The sequence below is a fragment of the Kribbella sp. NPDC043289 genome (genome assembly GCF_056436705.1).
Genome location: NZ_JBWKCB010000006.1, coordinates 349,689 through 368,929, shown reverse-complemented (window position 1 = coordinate 368,929; position 19,241 = coordinate 349,689). Strand labels below are relative to the sequence as shown.

General features: G+C 68.7%; 20 protein-coding genes. 9 read left to right on the top strand and 11 right to left on the bottom strand.

Annotated elements, in window-relative coordinates; translation table 11 throughout:
* Positions 1-69: 69 nt before the first annotated feature.
* From AC0662_RS32515 to AC0662_RS32500, 4 genes are all read right to left on the bottom strand, one after another.
* Positions 70-660: a hypothetical protein gene (locus tag AC0662_RS32515; protein ID WP_478305433.1), complete on the bottom strand. Its 591-nt coding sequence runs from the start codon at positions 658-660 to the stop codon at positions 70-72.
* A 128-nt stretch (positions 661-788) separates the two neighbouring features.
* Positions 789-2,108, bottom strand: a complete 1,320-nt coding sequence (locus AC0662_RS32510; RefSeq protein WP_452193189.1) for a glycosyltransferase — start codon at positions 2,106-2,108, stop codon at positions 789-791.
* Entirely contained in the window at positions 2,105-4,315 is a 2,211-nt protein-coding gene (locus tag AC0662_RS32505; protein WP_478305431.1) for a glycoside hydrolase domain-containing protein, read from the bottom strand. Before AC0662_RS32505 ends, AC0662_RS32510 begins: the two co-directional genes overlap by 4 nt.
* 248 nt (positions 4,316-4,563) lie before the next feature.
* Positions 4,564-4,860 (bottom strand): hypothetical protein, encoded by a 297-nt coding sequence (locus AC0662_RS32500; RefSeq protein WP_452193192.1) that lies wholly within the window; start codon positions 4,858-4,860, stop codon positions 4,564-4,566.
* Positions 4,861-5,033: 173 nt separating this feature from the next.
* Here AC0662_RS32500 and AC0662_RS32495 point away from each other — a divergent pair, with 173 nt between their 5' ends.
* Positions 5,034-6,194 carry a cation:proton antiporter gene (locus AC0662_RS32495; protein WP_478305429.1) on the top strand — a complete coding sequence of 387 codons (1,161 nt, stop codon included), beginning with the start codon at positions 5,034-5,036 and terminating at the stop codon, positions 6,192-6,194.
* On the opposite strand, the gene AC0662_RS32490 is transcribed toward AC0662_RS32495, so the two are convergent.
* The 5 genes from AC0662_RS32490 to AC0662_RS32470 all read right to left on the bottom strand — a co-directional run bounded on the left by AC0662_RS32490 (position 6,183) and on the right by AC0662_RS32470 (position 9,303).
* A complete protein-coding gene (locus tag AC0662_RS32490; RefSeq protein WP_478305427.1) occupies positions 6,183-6,599 on the bottom strand; it encodes a lasso peptide biosynthesis B2 protein in 417 nt (138 codons plus the stop codon). The two genes, AC0662_RS32495 and AC0662_RS32490, sit on opposite strands and share 12 nt — an antisense overlap.
* Positions 6,596-6,847 (bottom strand): lasso peptide biosynthesis PqqD family chaperone, encoded by a 252-nt coding sequence (locus AC0662_RS32485; protein WP_478305425.1) that lies wholly within the window; start codon positions 6,845-6,847, stop codon positions 6,596-6,598. Before AC0662_RS32485 ends, AC0662_RS32490 begins: the two co-directional genes overlap by 4 nt.
* Positions 6,844-8,520 (bottom strand): asparagine synthase-related protein, encoded by a 1,677-nt coding sequence (locus tag AC0662_RS32480; RefSeq protein ID WP_478305423.1) that lies wholly within the window; start codon positions 8,518-8,520, stop codon positions 6,844-6,846. Before AC0662_RS32480 ends, AC0662_RS32485 begins: the two co-directional genes overlap by 4 nt.
* Before the next feature lie 19 nt (positions 8,521-8,539).
* Positions 8,540-8,668: a keywimysin-related RiPP gene (locus AC0662_RS32475; protein WP_452193201.1), complete on the bottom strand. Its 129-nt coding sequence runs from the start codon at positions 8,666-8,668 to the stop codon at positions 8,540-8,542.
* 98 nt (positions 8,669-8,766) lie between these two features.
* Positions 8,767-9,303 carry a hypothetical protein gene (locus AC0662_RS32470; RefSeq protein WP_452193203.1) on the bottom strand — a complete coding sequence of 179 codons (537 nt, stop codon included), beginning with the start codon at positions 9,301-9,303 and terminating at the stop codon, positions 8,767-8,769.
* 150 nt (positions 9,304-9,453) lie between these two features.
* Between AC0662_RS32470 and AC0662_RS32465 the strand changes: the two genes are divergently transcribed.
* From AC0662_RS32465 to AC0662_RS32455, 3 genes are read left to right on the top strand one after another with little or no spacing between them, the layout of a single operon-like run.
* On the top strand, positions 9,454-10,056 hold the full coding sequence (locus AC0662_RS32465; protein ID WP_452193205.1) for a TetR family transcriptional regulator: 603 nt from the start codon (positions 9,454-9,456) through the stop codon (positions 10,054-10,056).
* Positions 10,053-11,663, top strand: coding sequence for an MDR family MFS transporter (locus tag AC0662_RS32460; RefSeq protein WP_478305420.1), 1,611 nt, complete (start codon positions 10,053-10,055; stop codon positions 11,661-11,663). The genes AC0662_RS32465 and AC0662_RS32460 overlap by 4 nt, the downstream gene beginning before the upstream one ends.
* A gap of 24 nt (positions 11,664-11,687) precedes the next feature.
* A complete protein-coding gene (locus AC0662_RS32455) occupies positions 11,688-11,987 on the top strand; it encodes a thiamine-binding protein (protein WP_478305418.1) in 300 nt (99 codons plus the stop codon).
* Here the strand turns inward: AC0662_RS32455 and AC0662_RS32450 are convergent.
* Complete coding sequence (locus tag AC0662_RS32450) at positions 11,976-12,716, bottom strand: SDR family oxidoreductase (protein WP_478305416.1); 741 nt, start codon at positions 12,714-12,716, stop codon at positions 11,976-11,978. The two genes, AC0662_RS32455 and AC0662_RS32450, sit on opposite strands and share 12 nt — an antisense overlap.
* A gap of 99 nt (positions 12,717-12,815) precedes the next feature.
* Between AC0662_RS32450 and AC0662_RS32445 the strand changes: the two genes are divergently transcribed.
* The 5 genes from AC0662_RS32445 to AC0662_RS32425 all read left to right on the top strand — a co-directional run bounded on the left by AC0662_RS32445 (position 12,816) and on the right by AC0662_RS32425 (position 18,437).
* The gene (locus AC0662_RS32445; protein WP_478305414.1) at positions 12,816-13,682 is read left to right on the top strand and encodes a helix-turn-helix transcriptional regulator; all 867 of its coding nucleotides are present in this window, start codon (positions 12,816-12,818) and stop codon (positions 13,680-13,682) included.
* 43 nt (positions 13,683-13,725) lie between these two features.
* Positions 13,726-14,610 carry a ThuA domain-containing protein gene (locus tag AC0662_RS32440; RefSeq protein WP_478305412.1) on the top strand — a complete coding sequence of 295 codons (885 nt, stop codon included), beginning with the start codon at positions 13,726-13,728 and terminating at the stop codon, positions 14,608-14,610.
* A gap of 155 nt (positions 14,611-14,765) precedes the next feature.
* On the top strand, positions 14,766-15,836 hold the full coding sequence (locus tag AC0662_RS32435; protein ID WP_478305410.1) for a WD40/YVTN/BNR-like repeat-containing protein: 1,071 nt from the start codon (positions 14,766-14,768) through the stop codon (positions 15,834-15,836).
* A gap of 94 nt (positions 15,837-15,930) precedes the next feature.
* Positions 15,931-16,755: an endonuclease/exonuclease/phosphatase family protein gene (locus AC0662_RS32430; RefSeq protein WP_478305408.1), complete on the top strand. Its 825-nt coding sequence runs from the start codon at positions 15,931-15,933 to the stop codon at positions 16,753-16,755.
* Between the two features lie 257 nt (positions 16,756-17,012).
* On the top strand, positions 17,013-18,437 hold the full coding sequence (locus tag AC0662_RS32425; RefSeq protein ID WP_478305406.1) for a C40 family peptidase: 1,425 nt from the start codon (positions 17,013-17,015) through the stop codon (positions 18,435-18,437).
* 56 nt (positions 18,438-18,493) lie between these two features.
* Here AC0662_RS32425 and AC0662_RS32420 read toward each other — a convergent pair whose 3' ends face one another.
* Entirely contained in the window at positions 18,494-19,201 is a 708-nt protein-coding gene (locus AC0662_RS32420) for an SDR family oxidoreductase (RefSeq protein ID WP_478305404.1), read from the bottom strand.
* Between the last annotated feature and the right edge of the window lie 40 nt (positions 19,202-19,241).

Sequence of the window (19,241 nt, the reverse complement as noted above, 5' to 3'; positions counted from 1 at the left end):
CACAAATATACATAGCTTTGCTATGTATCTCCACAGAAGTGAACCAGCTCACGGCGGGCCGTGACGGCCTCAGGTGAAGACGTTGACGGCTCGGGCCACCACGAGGCCTACGACGGCCAGGGCGATCATCGACTGGAGGCCCATGGCGAACTTGGCCCACAGGGCCAGGGGCATCACGTCGGTGGGGCTGAAGGCGGTGGAGGTGGTCAGCCCGAGGTAGAGGTAGTCGCCGAAGCCCGGGCGCCAGTTCGGCGGAGCGAGTTCCGGGCTGATCTGCTGTGTGAAGGCGAGGTCGAGGTACTGCGGCATTCGATGGGCGCGGTTGGCGGCGCCGCCGGCGTCGAGCTCCCAGTACAGCAGCGCGAACGAGAGCAGGTTCGACAACCACACGACGGCGCCGGCGATGAGCAACTTGCTCGGTGAGTTCGTCACCGACCCACCGTGGATCAGCGCCGCGACCAGCCGCACGGTCGACCCCAGCGCGTCCAGCACGAGCAACCCCGTGACCGTGATCGACACCCCGCGCAGGAACGACGACCGTTTGTCGATCCGCCCCGGGTCCCGCACGATCAGGACCGTCAGCAGCACGATCTCGACCACCGGCAGCACCCACAGCGGCAGCAGCCGTACGTCCTTGGGCCGAACCAGCGTCAGCAACATGGCTACCACCACGGCCGTCACACTCGGCCACCGTGGCTCTCCCCGCACAGGTCCGGAATCCCCACCCCGAAGACCACCCACGTTCACCACGGTACGCCCGCGGGCCGGCGGTCCGGGCGCCTCGGATCTCAGACGGGTACGGCGGGTGGCTCGGCCAGTGCGAAGACGCGGGCGAAGAGGCGGTCGAAGACTGCGAAACGGTCGAACTGCAGGGCGTAGGCGCGTGCACGTTGCTCCGCGGCAGACCGTTGTTCGGGGGTCCAGTCGCAGACGACCTCGTCGAGAACGGTTCGGAGGGCGGCCGGGTCGCGTTGCGGGACCAGGAGGGCCGTGTCGCCGACAGCCTCGGGTACGCCGCCGGTCGCGCAGGTGATGACCGGACCGCCGCCGGCGAGGGCCTTCTCGACCAGCGCGATCCCGAACGTCTCCACGAACTCCGGCTGCTCGCGCGTCGGCAGCACGAACGCCGCGCTCCCGGCCATCAGCGCCGCCTTCTCCGCGTCGTCCACATCGGTCAATACCCGCACCCGCTCGCCCAGACCCGCTGCAGCCACGCGCGCCACCACCTCGTCTTCCTGCGGCCCACGCCCGGCCAGGACCAGCTGGACCCGCTCGGCCGACCGCGACCCGGCGTACGCGTCGATCAGGTCGTCGATCCCTTTCGCCGAGGCGATCCGCGAGAGGAACAGCACGTAGCCGTCGCGCGAAAGGCCACGCCTGGCAAGCGTTTCGTTGATCCTGTCATCGGTCAGCGACAGGTAGGGCCAGGAGTCGACCGCCGGGTACGAGATGGCGATCCGCTCCCGGCACCGCTGCGCGAACGTCGTACCGTGCATGCCGTCGAGGGTCGCCGCTGACGCCACGATCAGGTCCCTGGTGTACTCCGACACCGCCACGCAATGGTCCGCCGCCAGATAGACCGACAGGATGTGCGCGGCCGCCCCGAACCGGCCGGTGTCCACGCAGTCGCGGACCACGTTGGTGATGTCGGACCCCACTGCCTCAGCCACCGTGATCACCCGCGCAGGCCCGATCCGGCGCGCGACCTGGGCGGCCTCCTGTACGGCGATCGCGTGCGGGCTCAGGTACAGCGACATCGCCACCGTCGGTACGCCGTCGCTGAACAGCTCGACCAATCGCCCGATCAGCCCGGACAGATAGCGCCCGTCCGGGACCCGATAGTCACCGACCGGACCGGGCCGCTCCACGGTGATGCCAGGGCTGTACGGCAGCACGCGATCGAGCGGTTTCAAAGGCAGCCGAGCCGCCTCGAGTGCGTCCAATGGCCAGGTCACGATCCGTACGTCGTCGTACCCGCGGGTGAGCGCCACCTCGGCGAGGCACCGTGCCTCACCGGAGTGTCCGCAGATCACCGGGTCGGCGCGGACGACGATGACCAGGCGGCGACTGGGTAAGGACGGTACGAATGTGTCGTCGGCGATGGTCATGCCTCACCTCCAGTGGCGTCGGATGTGGATGGTGGTCTGATCCGGGTGCCCCAGCCGGACGGCCGCGGGCCGAGCTCGATGTGCAGATTGCGGATGCGCCGTAGTTCCCGGCCGGAGATCCACGGGCGTTCGAGCGCCTTGCCGTCGACCGCGACGGACTGGACGTACGAGACCGGTCCGCCCGCCTCGACCGGCTCGAATCCTGTTGTCGTGATCGACAGCTCGCCGTCCGGCAGCTGGGTCGTGGACTCCGCAACAGCCGGTGCGCTCAGCAGGAACAGGTTCTGACCGGCCACCGGGAACAGCCCGAGCGTCGCCCACACGTACCAGGCGGACAGCCCGCCGGAGTCGTCGTTCCCCGGCAGCCCGCCGCGTCCGGTGCCGAACTGGTTGGCGATCGCGGCATGCACCACCTCGGCGGTTCGGTCCGGCCGTCCGGCGTAGTGGTAGGACCACGGCGCCTCGTAGTCCGGTTCGTTGTTCAATCCCTCGAACCGGCGCAGGTCGTACCCGGCGTTCATCTCGGCCACGCTCGGCGCCACCCCCGGCTGGGTGACCGGTACGGCGTCGTACCCGAAGAACCGGTCGAGCAGGCCCACGAACGCCTCGTCGCCGCCGGCGAGCGCGATGCGGGCGCGCATGTCGTGCAGCAGCCGGAAGGAGTAATTCCACCGGCCGCCCTCGTAGAACGTCGAGTCGCGCAGCAGGCCGGTGCCCGGGTCGTACGCCGCCTGCCAGCCGTGCGCGAGGTCACGCATCTGCTGGGCCAGCGGGCGGTCGCGCACCTTGTCGGCGATCGCTGCGGTGCAGTTGTAGGCGTACGCCAGGTCGAGGGTGTGGCTGATCGGGTGCGCCACACCGTGCACCAGGTAGTCCTCGCCGTACGTGCGACGCAGGTCCATCTCCAGGTGCACCATGGCCCAGTCCCAGTCGATACCCGGCAGATCCAGCTGGCACAGGTCGGCGAGGAAGGTGTGCGCGAGCGCGCTGCCCTGCCGGGAGAACCGGTCGGCGCCCTTGGCCATCCGGTAGCCGATCGGCAGGTTGCCCTCCTGCTCGCAGATCGACAGCAGCGCGCCGGCCAACGCGACCGAACGCTGCGGGAACAGCGTGGTCATCAGCGGCAGCTGGGTGCGGTAGATGTCCCACATGGTGCAGATGTCGAACGCGTACGGGCCCTCGGTCGTCCACGACGGGCTCTCGTCCGGGGCGAAGCACGGCTTGACCAGCGAGTGGTAGAGCGCCGTACCGAAGATCGTTGCCTGGTCGTCGGATTCCGCCTTGATCTCGACCTTGCCGAGGTGGTCGCGCCAGGTGGCGGCCGTGCGGTCGCGTCGTCCGGCGAAGGTGGCCTGGGCGCGGCCGACGTCTGTGTGCAGGTTGTCGCGGGCCGTCTCACACCCGCGCAGGGAGAACCCCAGTCGTACTTCGACGGTCTGCTCGGCGCGCGAATGGCCCATGAAGATCAGACCGAACGGCCGCAGCGTGGTCGGCCGGATGTAGTCGAAGTCGAGGCGAGTACCGCCGGGCATCAGGCGCCGGTCGTACCACAGCAGTTGCCGCCAGCCTGGGGCGTCGACCTCCAGGTGTACGGCGAGCGGTACGCCCTCGACGTGGATCTCCCCTTGAGCGACGCCCGGCTCGAGCATCGCGAGATGGGCCTTCAGCGGTACGGTCCGGCTGTGCGGGATGGCCAGACCGCCGGTCGAGGCGTCGATGACGATCCGGGCGGCGTCGTGCGCCGGAAAGGTGTACCGGTGGACGGCTGACTTGGGGCCGACCGTCAGCTCGCAGCGCACCCCCGAGCTCAGCGTCGCCGCGTAGTAGCCGGGCTCGGCCACCTCGTCCAGCAGGTCCCACGTGGTGCCCAGGTCGTCGAGCGGCCCGAGCATCGGCGTGACCCGGAAGTAGTTGTAGTACTTGCGGATCGCGCCGGTGCCGGACTGCTGGAAGTGGGTGAAGCCGGAGGCGACCGGGCGGTCGTACAACTGGCCGGGCACGCCCTCGGTGTTGAAGTCGTACTGCCCGTAGCCGGTCGGATAGGCGCCCGAGTACGGGCAGGCCGACACCATCCCGAAGGGGTAGAGGGCGCCCGGATGGGTGTTGCCGACCTGCGGCTTGGGCCACCACCAGGTCCCGGCCAGGCCCTTGGGCGTGGGCAGGTCGGTCGCGCCGGTCCCGATGAACGGGTCGACGTGCTCGTACATCGGCTCACCGCCTCGCCCGGCTGACGTGGGTTCTCAACGTAAGAAGCGCGTGTTTCAGCCGCGTGACCGTGGGAGACGCGCAGGTTACGACCGGGCGGGCCGCAAGGGCTACATCGGATGGGGTTCGGGCATCGGCAGCGGTCCGCTGTGTTCAAGGCGTTCGTGCTCGACGCCTGAGCGTGCCGACCGGGGCGGGCGTCCGCGCCCGCCCCGGCTACGCGCCGGTCCCGGTTAAGCGCCCATCCTGGTTAAAAGCTGAGGCCGCGGTACATCGCCGTGACCGGAGAGCGGCTCGGATACGGGCCGCCGGCGTACCGGTTGAACTCGACAACGTTGCCATCGGTGTCACGGATGATGTGGCACTGGCCGTTCCACCGGGCGACCTCCACCCCGACCGCGATCATCCGCGACCGGCTCGGGCCGGACGCGAACGGTTCGGGGTCGTCACACCGACGGGTGTGCCAGGACCCGTCGCGGTAGAAGGTCTCCACATCGGCGTGCAGTGTGACGCCGTCGGAGATGATCATGTCGTCGCGTACTGTCATGCAGGCTGACCTTTGCTCGCTGATTCGCGGGCCGCCCCCCAGATCTGGCCCCCCTCGAAACTCCCATCTGACTCTGCCGCAGGAAGTGCTCCAGGGCATGGGCCAAAAGTCCCGTCTTGCGGGCCCTGTGCAGGTCGTAGGCACAATGGCGGTCTGGTGAGAGGAGCCGCGCGGTGAGTTTCACGATGCTGGCCGTGGTCGTCGCGGTCGGTCTGATCGGGCCACTGCTCGCGCTGCGGCGCGGCTGGCACATCCCGGTCGTGCTCGGCGAACTGGTCGCCGGCGTCATCCTCGGCAAGACCGGGATCGGGTACCTCGTCGCCTCCAATGTGGAGTTCAGCTTCCTCGCCGAGATCGGGTTCGGCCTGGTGATGTTCGTGGCCGGCACCCACGTTCCGGTCCGGGACGAGAGCCTGCGGCGGGCGATCCGCCCCGGCCTGCTCCGCGCGGTGGTGACCGGCATCATCGCGACCGGTCTCGCGTTCGTCCTGAACGCGGTGTTCGAGACCGGTCACGTTGCGCTGTACGCCGTACTCATGGCGTCCTCGTCCGCGGCGTTGGTGCTGCCGATCGTCGACTCGCTCGGGCTCAGCGGACGGCCGGTGGTCGAGTTGCTGCCGCAGGTCGCGATCGCCGACGCCGCTTGCATCGTCGCGCTGCCGCTGGCGATCGATCCAAAGCACGCGGGCCGGGCGGCGCTCGGTGCGCTCGTGGTGATCGGGGCGGGCGCGGTGGTGTACGTCCTCCTGGACCGTGCCGAGCGGTCCGGTATCCGGCGGCGGACACATCGGATCTCGGAGGACCGGCGGTTCGCGGTCGAACTGCGGTTCAGTCTGGTGGTGCTCTTCGCGCTCGCCGGTCTCGCGACCGCGATGCATGTGTCGATCATGCTGGCCGGGTTCGTGCTCGGGCTGGCCGTGGCGGCGGTGGGCGAGCCGCGGCGGCTGGCGCGGCAGTTGTTCGCGCTCACCGAGGGCTTCCTCGGGCCGGTGTTCTTCGTCTGGCTCGGGGCGTCGCTGGATCTGCGGGAGCTCGTCGACAAACCGGAGTACATCGGTGTCGGTCTGGCGCTCGGAGTGGGCGCCGTGGCCAGTCATCTGTCGGGGATGCTGTCCCGGCAGCCGATGAGTATCGGTGCGTTGTCGGCGGCCCAGCTCGGGGTCCCGGTGGCGGCGGCCACGGTCGGCGAGTCTTTAGGCGTTCTCCAGCCGGGCGAGCCGTCCGCGCTGATCCTCGGCGCGCTGGTGACGATCGGCGTCAGCGCGGTCGCGGGCGGCGCCGCCGTACGCCGTGGGCTGGTCAAGGAGAAGTCGGCCTCGGGCTCAGCCGACTGAGAAGAGTTTCGCGTGGTAGCTCGGGGGATGCGGTTCCCCGACCGGATTGCCTTCGGCTTCCACCCAGGCGTGGGCTCCAAAAGGGGGATAGCGGCGTACGCCGACGCACCAGGTGGGCCAGCGGCCGTGGAGTCTGCAGTACAACGCGGTGGCGATGGATCGGGGCAGGCAGCCTTGCGGACCCGCGCACGTCAGACTGACGGCGACGACCGCGGCGCGGGCGCGGGAAGCGAGTTGGGCGTCGGCCGGACGGGTGCCCTTCGCAAGCACAGCCATCAGTCGGCGGAGCTGCGCGGGCGGCCGCGTGGCCAGGAGCCTGGCTAGCGGTACGACGATCCGTACGGCGATCCGCTGCCGCCGCGGTACTGCTCGTGGGTCGTGGGTGACGACGCCCGTGATGCTCACATCGTCACCAGCTTCGCCTGCTCGAGTTCGCGCAGGAGGTCCTCCACGTCGGCGCGGGCGGTCGCGGCGTCGACGGCGTACCGGGTGGTGATCTGTCGCACCGCGTCGTCGAGGCCGGCTCCGTCGAGGAGGGCCTGGACGGCGAGCACGCCCGTCGGGTTGAGGCTGAAGAACTCGCCGGCGCGTTCGTCCAGGAGCACCCAGCCGTACTCCGTCTCGACCAGGGTGACCGCTGCCCTGAGCTTCATCCGGATCCTTTCGTTGCCGTTCGCAACCATGATTCGAGGTCGAGGAGCTGGCGGACCGGGCCGCAGCTCGCCGCGTCGTACGGGCCCGCGCAGATCCGGCGTACCGCGGCCGCGTCGATCAGGCCGAGTCGCGCGAGTCCGGAGTCGGCGACGAGGTCCATCAGCTCGGACCGATGCGTGGCCCACCCGCGGCCGACGGTCATCGAGATCTCGGACTTGCTCGCTCGGTTCAGCGTTCGCGGCGGCAGGACGCCGGTCATCGCGGTCACCAGCTGTGGTTTGTAGCGCGCCGGATCGATCGCGTCGTCGGGGCGGATCGCCAAGCAGGCTTCGAGAACGCGATCGTCGAAATACGGGAGCGCGACCGGCATCCCGTCCGCGGCGCCGAGCTGCGCGATGTGCCGTGCCGCGAGCGCGCCGGTGTGCACGACCTCGAGCGTCGCGTGCATCCCCCGATCAGCAGCCAGCGCGGTGGCCGTCGTACCGGCGATCGCAGTGCGCACCAGGTCGACGGCGTCCGCGGTCAACCAGTTCGGGAGCGCGGGCGGGATGCCCCAACTCATCGTCTGCCATTCGCCAGGCTGACGACCATCGAGACAACCGGCGAACCACTCGGGGTACGTCGTCCGCGCCGCGACCATGCCCGCGATATCGGCGGCCGAGAGTCTGTACTTCGCTTGCACGCGACGCGCCAACCGTGCTGCGCGCAACGGATGCCGGCGTGCGATGTCGGCGAGCCACACCGGCGGCGGCATCAGCACCTCGTCTCCACCGTGCCCCGCGAAACGCAGGCTCGCCCCAAGGGCGGCGGCCCGCGCACTCGTCGTACCGATCCGGGCGCGGTACGACGAGACCCAGGTCGGCTCGTCGAACGGGCCGGCGTCGTCGCGCAACCCCTGGAACGGGAGCGGAGCGTCGGCGGCCGGGAGGACGTCGTGAGCGGCGCCGACTGACTCTGCCAGGTGGCGCGCGTACGGGACGTCCTCGTCTCCGGGATCGTCGGCCTCGTAGGTGAGGCCGACCACCGGCCAGCGTTGGGCGGCGAGTCCGAAGAGCGAGCTGGAGTCCAGTCCGCTGAGATCGCATGCCACCAGGTCGTGGTCGCCTCGGTCGACCGGGTTCTCGAGGGCCGTTCGTAACAGCCGGCCTGCTTCCGCGAGTGGAAGGTCGGGTGCGGGTGGCGTCCACCAGCGTTCGTACGCGGCGGTGTCGAGATCGAGCCAGTGCCCTGGCGGAACCGCTGCGATGTCCCGCCAGACCGACTGCCAGGTGAGCGGCCAGGGTGCGTTGGGTGAGAGCAGGCGCAGTACGAGGCCGGAAGGATCTGGCGTGGATCCGATCAGGCGGGCGAGTGCGTCGGCGCGGTCGGCCGCGAGCGTGACGTCGTACCTCGTGGTGTGGAAGAGGCGGTGCAGGCCGGACGCCGTACCGCGTGCACGCGTCCGGCCGTTCTTCGAGGTCAGGTGGTGGCCGCCGATGGTGATCGTGACTTCGTCGCGGGACTGGAGGACGGTGGCGTTGTCCCAGCGGCCGAGGACGAACGGTCGGCCGGACGGATGGTTGATGGCCTGAGCGGCTGGTAGACGGTCGACAACTGTGGCGGCTCGATCGGGCAGTACGACGAACCATGGGTGCGTGACAGCAGCCCGCCCGCGATCGCGGACGGGCTGCATCTGGCTGTCGCTGGTCAGCTCACAGCCCCAGGCGTCCGCCGGAACCGTCTTCCCACTTGCCGGTCCGGCCTGCGGTCACCCGCTGGAAATCACCCTGTCGCGTCAGGGTCGGGCGTTCGTAGTCCTGCTTGTCCGTCTCTTCGTGCATGGGTGTCTCTCCCATCTCCGGCGATCTGGTCCTTACCAGTTCTACGTGGCGCGACGGCCGTGCGCACGACCTTTCAGCGGCGCTCGAAACCCTTGTTCTCAGCGCGCTTCGGTGCCGTCCGGGGTACGGAACAGGCGCACCGGGATCGGACCGCGGTGCAGGATGTGCGGGATGTCCGCCCAGGGGTAGAGGGGCTCGGTGGCGTTCAGATTGCGGAGCCGGTGCAGCGCCCGCTCCGACGGTACGGCGAGCTCCGCGACCGCGGCCGGCGAATACGGGATGAAGTCCTCGGGCGGCTGCGGCCGCATCTCGGGGTCGTGCCGTTTGAGCAGGATGCAGGTGACGGCCGGGTCGAGCAGGTCTGCGTCGAGGGTCCAGTAGTCGATGACGGCCGGACCGATCCGGCCGGACTGTTGCAGGGCCTCGAAGATCGGGGCCGGGTGGACGGGGGACAGGAAGACCACGTCGCCCCAGGTGCAGTCGAGGGGATGGACCGGCGTGTTCACCCGGCCCGGGCGCGCGGCGTACTTGCGGAAGTGGCGTTCGTACAGGTCCGGGTAGCGGTCGCGGAGCTGGTTGAGCGGGAGGATCTCGTCGCCGAGCACTTCGCCGGCAGCCTTGTAGAGAAGAGTCATGAAAAAAGCCTCCGACCGCGGGTATCCGCGTCAGAGGCTCCTGTTGATTATACGCCAGGGGCAGGGTCGAGCGGGCAGGTCCTGCAGGGGATGCAAAGTTGCAGGATTAATAGTTTGCACTGAGTGCAAGTTTGTTCTTACCCTGGATCCGTGAGGCAGGTCGAGGGTGGGTTGCGGGAGCGCAAGAAGCTGCAGACGCGGGAGGCACTGGCCGACGCGGCGCTGCGGCTCGCGCTCGAGAAGGGGCCGGACCACGTCACCGTCGAGGAGATCGCCGAGGCGGCCGACGTGTCGGTGCGGACCTTCTTCAACTACTTCCCGCACAAGGAGCACGCGATCCTCGGGCGCAACCCCGAGCATCTCGAGCGGGCGCTGGAGCGGATCCGGACGGCACCGGACGACGAGTCGCCACTCACCACGCTGCGCCTGATCATCGGCGACGTCCTGCACGACCTGCTGAGCGAAGGTGAGCTGTCGCGGCGCGGCGAGCTGATCATGAGCTCGCAGTCGCTGCTGTACCACCTGATGCTGCTGAGCCTCGACGACGAGCGGCAGCTGTCCGCCGCGCTCGCCGAGCGGATCGGCGACCAGCTCCGGGCGAGCCTGATCGTCAGCGCCGCCGGGACCGCCTGCCGGGTCTGCGTCGAACTGCACAAGACCGCACCGGACAGCTCACCGGCCGACCTCGTCGACGCCGCGTTCGAACTACTTGCCCAGGGCATGGACCCTGACTATCAGAAAGGCCGCACATGACGACGACCTCGTCACCCACACCGGAACCGGTGGGTGAGGTCACCGCCTCCGAACCGGCGACTCCCGAAGCGGACGCGGCGGCTGCCGCGGCGCTCACCCCACGCCAGACCGTGCAGGCCATCTCCGGCCTGATGCTGGGCATGTTCGTGGCGATCCTGGCCGGCACCATCGTGTCGACCGCGCTGCCGCGGATCATCAGCGACCTGCAGGCGAGCCAGTCGTCGTACACCTGGGTCGTCACGCTCGAGCTGCTCACGATGACGGCCACGGTGCCGTTGTGGGGCAAGCTCGCCGACCTCTACAACAACAAGCTGCTGGTCCAGTTGTCGCTGGGCTTCTTCGTGATCGGCTCGCTGGTCGCCGGCTTCGCACCGAACATCGAAGTACTGCTCGGCAGCCGTGTCCTGCAGGGTCTCGGCGCGGGCGGTCTGACCGCGCTCGTGCAGATCGTGATGGCGGCGATCATCCCGCCGCGCGAACTCGGCCGGTACTCCGGCATCTTCGGCGCGATCTTCGCGTCGGCGACCGTCGGTGGACCGCTGCTCGGAGGCTTCCTGGTCGACTCGCCCCTCGGCTGGCGGGCCTGCTTCCTGGTCGGCGTGCCGTTCGTGCTCGCCGCGATCGTCCTGCTGCAGCGCACGCTGAAGCTGCCGACGGTTCGCCGGGAGGTGAAGATCGACTGGCTGGGCGCGGTCCTGATCATGGGCGGCGTGAGCACGCTGCTGGTCTGGTCCTCGTTCGCCGGCAACAAGTTCGACTGGGTCTCGGGCTGGAGCTTCACCCTGGTCGCGGTCGCCCTGGTCGCGCTGCTCGCCGCGGTGCTGGTCGAGCGCAAGCACCCGGAGCCGATCATCCCGATGGACCTGTTCCGCAACCGCACCGTCACGCTGGCGATCGTCGCGAGCGCGCTGGTCGGTGTCGCGATGTTCGGTGGCTCGGTGTTCCTGGCGCAGTACTTCCAGATCGCGCAGGGGTACTCGCCGACCAAGGCCGGGCTGATGAGCCTGCCGATGATCCTCGGCATGATGACCGCGTCCACGATCGCCGGTGGACTGATCACGAAGTACGGCAAGTGGAAGATCTACCTGGTCGTCGGCAGCATCCTGCTGCCGATCGGGCTGGCGCTGTTCGGCACGATCGACGCGCACACCTCGAAGTACATGCTGTGGGCCTTCATGATCGTGCTCGGTGTCGGCATCGGCCTGGTGATGCAGAACCTGGTCCTCGCCGCGCAGAACGACGTACCGGCGCGGGAGCTGGGTGCGGCGACCTCGGCGGTGAGCTTCTTCCGGAGCATGGGTGGCACGATCGGCGTCAGCGTGCTCGGGGCGATCCTGGCGAACAACGTCGCCAAGACGCTGAACCCGGGCGGTGCCTCGTCGGGTGGCGGGAACGCCGTACCGAACATCGCGAAGCTGCCGCCGGAGGTGCGCTCGATCGTCGAGAACGCGTACGGCGCGGCGACGGCGGACCTGTTCATGATGTCGGTCCCGTTCGCGGTCCTCGCCCTGATCGCCGTCCTCTTCATCAAGGAGAAGGCCCTCCTGACGACATCCGGCGCCGAGCGCCGAGCCGCAGAGGAACCTGACATCCCTGCCTCCCACTGACAACGTCCGTGGGAGGCTGGATGCATGATCGTCGCATTCAGCATCAGTCCTTCCGCAGGTGACGAGACCGGGGGCGTGAGCGAGGCGGTGGCCGAGGCCGTCCGTGTCGTTCGCGCCTCCGGTCTTCCCAACGAGACCAACGCGATGTTCACCAACGTCGAGGGTGAGTGGGACGAGGTGATGGCGGTGGTGAAGCAGGCCGTGGACGCCGTCGCCGCCGCTTCACCGCGGGTCAGTCTGGTGTTGAAGGCCGACATCCGCCCTGGCTACACCGGCCAGCTCACCGCCAAGGTCGAGCGGATCGAGCAAGCGTTAGTGGACTGAGTTGAGTACGCCGAGCACCTGGTCGTAGCGGTTCTCGCGTTCGGCGTCGCGGAGGAAGCGGACGCGGTCGACGAGGATCTCGTCGGCCTCGGGCTGCCGCTGGAGCAGGGTCATCGTCTCGTCGATGTACTCGTCGAGCGGCATCGCGCGTTCGTCGTTCTCCTGGTTCAGGAGCGTGGTCCGCACAGCCGGCGGGACCAGCTCGATCACCTGGAGCTTGGTGTCGGCGAGCTGGATCCGCAGGCTCTGCGTGTAGCTGTGGATCGCGGCCTTCGTGGCGCTGTACGTCGGGGTGACGGTCAGCGGCACCGAGGCGAGACCCGACGAGACCGTCAGGATCGCCGGATCGTGCCGCTCGAGCAGGTACGGCAGGAACGCCGCGATCACGCGGATCGTGCCGAGCAGGTTGATGTCGATCGTCTGCTCGGCGGTCGCGAGGTGCTCCGGATCGCGGAGGTCCTCGACCTGCATGATGCCGGCCATCGTGATCAGCACGTTGACCTCGTGGGCGCTAGTCACCTTGTCGAAGGCCGCCGCGACGGACGCCGGGTCGGCGACGTCGAGCGTGACGCCCTCGATCCCGTCCTCGGCGGCGATCGTGTCGAGCAGGTCCTGGCGCCGGCCGCTGATGATCACGGTGTTGCCGAGGTCGCGGAACCGCCGCGCCAGCTCGAGGCCGATACCCGACGTACCGCCGGTCATGAAGATCGTGTTGCCTGTGGTTTTCATGACTCCAGCCTGTGGCCGGATGCCGACGGCAACCAGGCTGCGCTCAGCCACTGCTCGGCAAGCAGTGGCTAACGACCGCACGCCGTGGACACTGGAACCATGGAGTACGCCGACCTGTCCGATTTCCTGCGCAAACGCCGCGAGGCCCTGCAACCCGAGGACGTCGGCATGCCTCGCGGGCGTCGCCGCCGTACGCCGGGTCTGCGGCGCGAGGAGGTCGCCGCGCTGGCGTCGATGTCGGCCGACTACTACAGCCGGCTCGAGGGCGGCCGCGGACCGCAGCCGTCGGTGGAGATGCTCACCGCGATCGCTCGCGCGCTCCGGCTGACCCTCGCCGAGCGCGACCACCTGTTCCTGCTGGCCGGCCACGGTACGCCGCCGCGCACCACACGTCCCGACCACGTCGACCCGGGCATGCTGCGGATCCTCGATCGCCTGCAGGACACCCCGGCGCTGCTGCTGAACCGCCACGGCGAGACCCTCGCCCAAACGCCGGCTCATGTCGCGTTCGCCGGCGAGCAGACCAACTACGACGGGCTGGAGCGCAGCGAGGTCTACCGCTGGTTCGCCCATCCGGAGACCCGGGCGCTGTACGCCGAGCCGGAGGTCGGCACGCACAGCCGCGTCCTGGTCTCGAAGCTGCGAACGGTCGCGACCGTCGACGGCCCGAAGTCGTACGCCGCCTCGATCGTCAGCGAGTTGCAGAAACTCAGCCCGGAGTTCGCCGCGATCTGGGACGCGCATGAAGTCGTGGACGGGCACAGCAGGACCAAGCGATTCCGGCATCCGGTGGTCGGCGAGCTGGAGCTGTACTGCGAGCTGATCGACAACCGTGATCAGCAGCAGACGCTGATCGTGTTCACCGCGGAGCCAGGCAGCGAGAGTGCCGAGAGGTTGCGGTTGCTCGGCGTTCTGGGAAGTCAGGCGATGAACTCTGGACAGGGTTTTGATCGGGAGTTAATTTAAGTCCTGAAATTTCATAAAGGTTCTGACGGAAAGGTCCGCCCCCATGCTTTCCGATCGATTTCGCCTGCCCACAATCCTGTCCACTCGCCTACTCACTGGCCTGCTGGCGCTGGTCCTGCTGATCAGCGGGCTCACCTCTACCGCGGTCGCCACGGTTGACGCGACCTTCAAGGTGCTCGCGTTCTACAGCGGGACCTGGGACGCCGCCCACATCGACTTCGAGAAGGAAGCGAACCAGCGCTTCCCGCAGTTCGGCGCCGACAACGGTTTCTCCTACACGGCCACCAGCAACTGGGATCAGCTGAACACGCTGAGCGCGGCGCAGTACCAGGTGGTGATGTTCCTCGACGATTCGCCGCACACCGACGCGCAACGCAACGGGTTCAAGCACTACATGGACAACGGTGGTGCGTTCTTCGGCTTCCACGTCTCGGCGTACAACGACGCCAGTGGTGGGTGGCCGTGGTTCAACAACACGTTCCTCGGCACCGGCCGGTTCCAGTCCAACACGTGGGGACCGACCGCGGTGACGTTGCGGACCGAGAACCGGTCGCACCCGGCGCTGGTGAACACCGGCGCGACGTTCCGCTCGTCGGTCAGCGAGTGGTACAGCTGGCAGAACGATCTGCGGAACAATCCGGACATCCAGATTCTGGCGTCCGTCGATCCGTCCAGTTTCCCGGTCGGGACGGATCCGAACCAGACCTGGTACAGCGGCTACTACCCGATCATCTGGACGAACAAGAACTACAAGATGATCTACGCGAACTTCGGCCACAACGCGATGAACTACGAGACCAACACCCGGCTCTCGTCGACCTTCGACAGCCCGGCCCAGAACCAGTTCATGATGGACGCCCTGAAATGGCTGGGCGGCGCCGGAACGACTCCGCCGGTCGACCAACCCGCACCGACGCGACCAAGGTGATCGACGTGACCGGAGTTTCCGCCGCGGACAGCACGCAACTCGTCCAACTCACCTGCGACGGTGGTCCGGCGCAGTCCATCACGCTGACGACGGCCTGACTCGCGGCCGGGCCGATCGAGCTGCGGGCGGCCTGGGCTGCGGTTAGATTGCGGCGCATGAGAATCCTGCGTGTGGCCGCTCTCGCGGCAGGAGGTCTGTTGGTGATGTCTCAGGTTCTTCCCGCCCAGGCGCACGGCGGATCGTCGTACCGCTGGGAAATGACGCCGACCGGAAGTACGGCGCAGTTCCGCGGTCTCGCGGCGGTCAGCAAGGACGTCGCCTGGGTGGGTGGGACCGAAGGGACGGTGCTGCGGACGATCGACGGTGGCAAGCATTGGCAGAACGTCAGTCCGGCCGGTGCGGAGAAGCTGCAGTTCCGCGACGTCGAGGCGTTCGACGCGCAACGTGCGGTCGCGCTGACGATCGGCACCGGCGAGGACTCCCGGGTCTACCGCACGGCCGACGGCGGAAAGACCTGGTCGGAAACATTCCGGAACACGGATCCGAACGCGTTCTACGACTGCTTCGCTTTTCATGACGGAAAGCACGGTCTGGCGCTGAGCGATCCGGTGGACGGAAAGTTCCGGATCGCCGCGACCGCCGACGGTGGAAAGTCCTGGAAAGTCCAGCCGGCCGACGGAATGCCGGCCGCGCTCCCCGGTGAGTTCGCATTCGCTGCGAGCGGCACCTGCCTGGTCGCCGGTCCTGGCGGTACGGCGTGGTTCGCGACCGGAGGCGGCGATCGGCCGCGGGTGTTCCGGACCATCGACGCCGGTCGGCACTGGAAGGTCGGCGATTCGCCGATGGCCAGTGGCGAGGCGGCCGGAATCTTCAGCCTCGCGTTCCGGAACCCGCTGTTCGGTGTCGCGGTCGGCGGTGACTTCACCAAGCCGACCGAAGCGGTGAACGCGGCCTCGGTCACCTACGACGGCGGCCGAACCTGGACGCTGGTCGCGGCGGACAAGGCACCGAAGGGGTACCGGAGTGGTTCGCACTTCGTGCCGTGGTCGCCGTTGACCGTCGTGGCGGTCGGTCCGTCCGGGAGCGACGTGAGCCTGGACGGCGGGCGGAGCTGGACGCAGTTCTACGACGGCAGCTTCGACAGCGTCGAGTGCGCCGGCCACGGCGTTCAGGCCGGCTGCTGGGCCTCCGGCGCGAAGGGTGCCGTCGGCCGGCTCGTCCACTAGACCCCAGACGTAGAACCCAGACGCCCGCTCGCGTTCAGACCGGCGACACTCGCTTGTTGAGCGGGTGTCGCCGGTTTTCCGGAAGGATGGTCACATGCGTAAATTGCTGACGGTCCTCGTGGGGTTCCTGATGGTGGTGCCAACGGTCGCGGCGGCCCAGCCCGACACCCGGCCGGACGCGGGTCGACCGGGTCGGCCGCTGACGGTGATGACGTACAACATCCACCACGGCGCCGGGATCGACGGCGTCCTCGACCTCGAGCGGATCGCGGTCCTGATCCAGAAGTCCGGCGCCGACGTGATCGGGCTGCAGGAGGTCGACCGGCATTGGGACGTCCGGAGCAACTGGGTCGACCAACCGGCCTGGTTCGCGCAGCGGCTCGGGATGCACTACGCGTACGCCGCCAACCTCGACCTCCCGCCGGTGAACCCGGGGGAGCCGCGGCGCCAGTACGGGACCGCGATCCTGTCGAAGTACCCGATCCAGGACTTCGAGAACACGCTGTTGCCGAAATACCCGGCCGGTGAGCAGCGCGGTCTGGCGGTGGCGGACCTCACGGTGCGCGGCGCCAAGCTGCGGTTCGCGAACACGCACCTGACCAGCAACAACAACGCCGAGCGGCTGGAGCAGGCGCAGAAGGTGGTCGAGCTGCTCGGCGGTTCGAAGACCCCGACCCTGCTCGTCGGCGACCTGAACGCGATCCCGACCGCGCCGGAGATCAAGACGCTGACCGCGGTGTACGACGACACCTGGGTCGAGGTCGGCGAGGGCCCCGGTTACACGATCGAGGCGGACAACCCGACCAAGCGGATCGACTTCCAGCTGCACAGTGCGGGCCTGCGCCCGACGAAGGCCGCCGTACCGGTGACGCCCGCGTCGGACCATCTGCCGGTGGTCGCCTCGTTCGTCCTCAGCTGAATCACACCTGCACCACCAGTCCCACACATCGCCTCTCCGGCTCCGGCCGGAGGGGCGTTTTCGTGCGCCCACCTGCAAGTTCGCGGAATTACAAGCTTGTAGTTTGTCAAGTCGACACACGGGTGAAATAAAGATACTTGTGTGAAAGCTGTTCCCAATGGGGCTGCAGGCAACTAGTGTCACCTATGTGGTCCAGGAGGACCAAAAGTTCACGAACCCTGGGGAAGGGGTTCGTGACCGGCGGAAGGAACGACCCGATGCGGACGCCCTCGAGGGCCACGTCCGGTGAGCGGGTCGCGAGTACTGGGAAGACCGGCCGGGCAGGCAAGCTCCTGCTCTCCGGTGTGCTCGCGATCTGTCTGGCCGGCTCCATGGCCGTCCCCACCCTCCCGGCGGAGGCGACGAAGCCGAAGCCGCCGGTGATCCCGTCCAAGGCCGCCGTGGAGCGCGCCAAGCAGGCCGCCGCCTCGAAGGCCGGCCAGGTCGCCGCGATCGAGCGGCAGCTCGCCGCGGCGAACGCCCGGCTCGAGCAACTCGGCATCCAGTCCGGGATCGCCGACGAGGCCTACAACGGTGCCGTGTACCGGCTGCAGCAGGCCAAGGCCGATGCCACGGCCGCCGCTGCCCGCGCGGCCGAGGCGCAGAAGACACTGACCACCCAACGGCAGCAGATCGGTCGCTTCGCCGCCGCGTCGTACCAAGGGGGTGGCGACGTGGCGAAGATCGCGCCGCTGTTCACCGCCGAGGGGCCGCAGCAGCTGCTCGACTCGGCCGGTGCCGCGCACTCGGTCTCGGCCGCGATGCAGGGCTCCTACCTGCGGTACTCCGCGACGCAGGTGATGACGAACCTGTTCAAGGTGCAGGCCGACCAGGCGGTCGTAAAGGTGAAGCACGCGACCGACGAAGCCGCGAAGGCGAAGAAGGCGGCCGAGGACGCGGAGGCCGCGCAGGCGTCCGCGGTGACCGCGATGGGGGTGCAGCGCACGCAGTCGATCGCGCAGCTCGCCACCCTGCAGAACATCTCGGTGAAGGTCGCCGCCCAGCGGCAGGCCGGGCTCGAGGAGCTTGCGCGCCAGCGAGCCGCCGCGCTCGCCGCGAAGAAGGCCCGCGAGCTGAAGGCGCGGATCGCCGCCCGGGAGGCCGCCGAGCGGCGCGCCGAGGCGGCCGAGCGGGCCCGGGAAGCGGCCGCGCAGGCACGCGAGGAGCGCGAGGAGAAGGAACAAGCGAAGCAGAATCACGGCAAGAAGCCGAAGCACCACAAGCCGTCGGCGCCGACCCGGGACAACGACAACGGCGGCAGCAGCCACGGCTCCCGGAAGGGTTCCCGGGCCGCGATCGACTTCGCGATCAAGCAGCTCGGCGACATGTACCTGTGGGGTGCGACCGGTCCGAACCGCTGGGACTGCTCGGGTCTGACGCAGGGCGCCTGGGAGAAGGCCGGTGTGCAACTCCCGCACTACAGCGTCGCGCAGTACGAGCAGATCCAGCACATCCAGGAAGACGACCTGCGGCCGGGCGACCTGATCTTCTGGGCGCTGAACCCGAACGATCCGGGCACCATCCACCACGTCGCGCTGTACCTCGGCAACGGGCAGATGATCCACGCGCCGCGGACCGGGAAGCCGGTGCAGATCGACAGCGTGTACTACTGGGTCCCGCCGAACTTCTTCGGCCGTCCCTGATCGTTGTCCCCGGCACCAATGCCCTGGTGCCGGGGACACTTCTTTCTCAGACCCTGTCAGACCAGCCGGTGTCCGCCGTCGGCGTGCAGAACGGTGCCGGTGATGAAACCATTGCGGAGCAGGGCGATGATCGCCGCGGCGATGTCCTGGGTGCGGCCGATCCGGCCGACCGGAAGGCGGGCCGCCATCGCGGCCAAGGTCTCCGGCGCGGCGTCGCCCGCGACGTCCCGCCAGATCGGGGTGTCCACCCAGCCGGGTGACACCACGTTGACCCGCAGCGGAGCGAGCTCGACCGCGAGCGCCGCGGCCAGCGAGGCCAGTGCTCCGTTGAGTGCCGCGAGCAACGAAGCCCGGGGACCCGGACGGTACGCCGCGATGCCCGACGTGAACACGAACGAGCCGCCGGGTTCGAGCAGCGGTGCGCCGTGCTTGGCGAGCAGCAATGGGCCGAGCAGCTTGGAGTCGACGGCGGATCGGGCCGCGGGGACGTCGTACTCGCTGATCGGCTGGTAGGCGCCGCGGACGTCGGCGGCCGTGCTGACGATGTGGCTGACCTTGCCGGTGGTCGCGAACAGTCGTTCGATGTCCTGCTCGACGGCGAGGTCCATGGCGACGGTGCGGACGCCGAGCTCCCGACGTACCGCGTCGAGCTTGTCGGCGGAGCGGCCGGCGACGGTGACTTCGCTGCCTTGGGCAACGAGTTCGGCCGCGAGGGCGCGGCCCATGCCCGAGCTGCCGCCGACGACTACTACGTGTTCGTGCACTGAATCTCCTTCGGTGGTTGACGTTTCGAGCCAACCACCG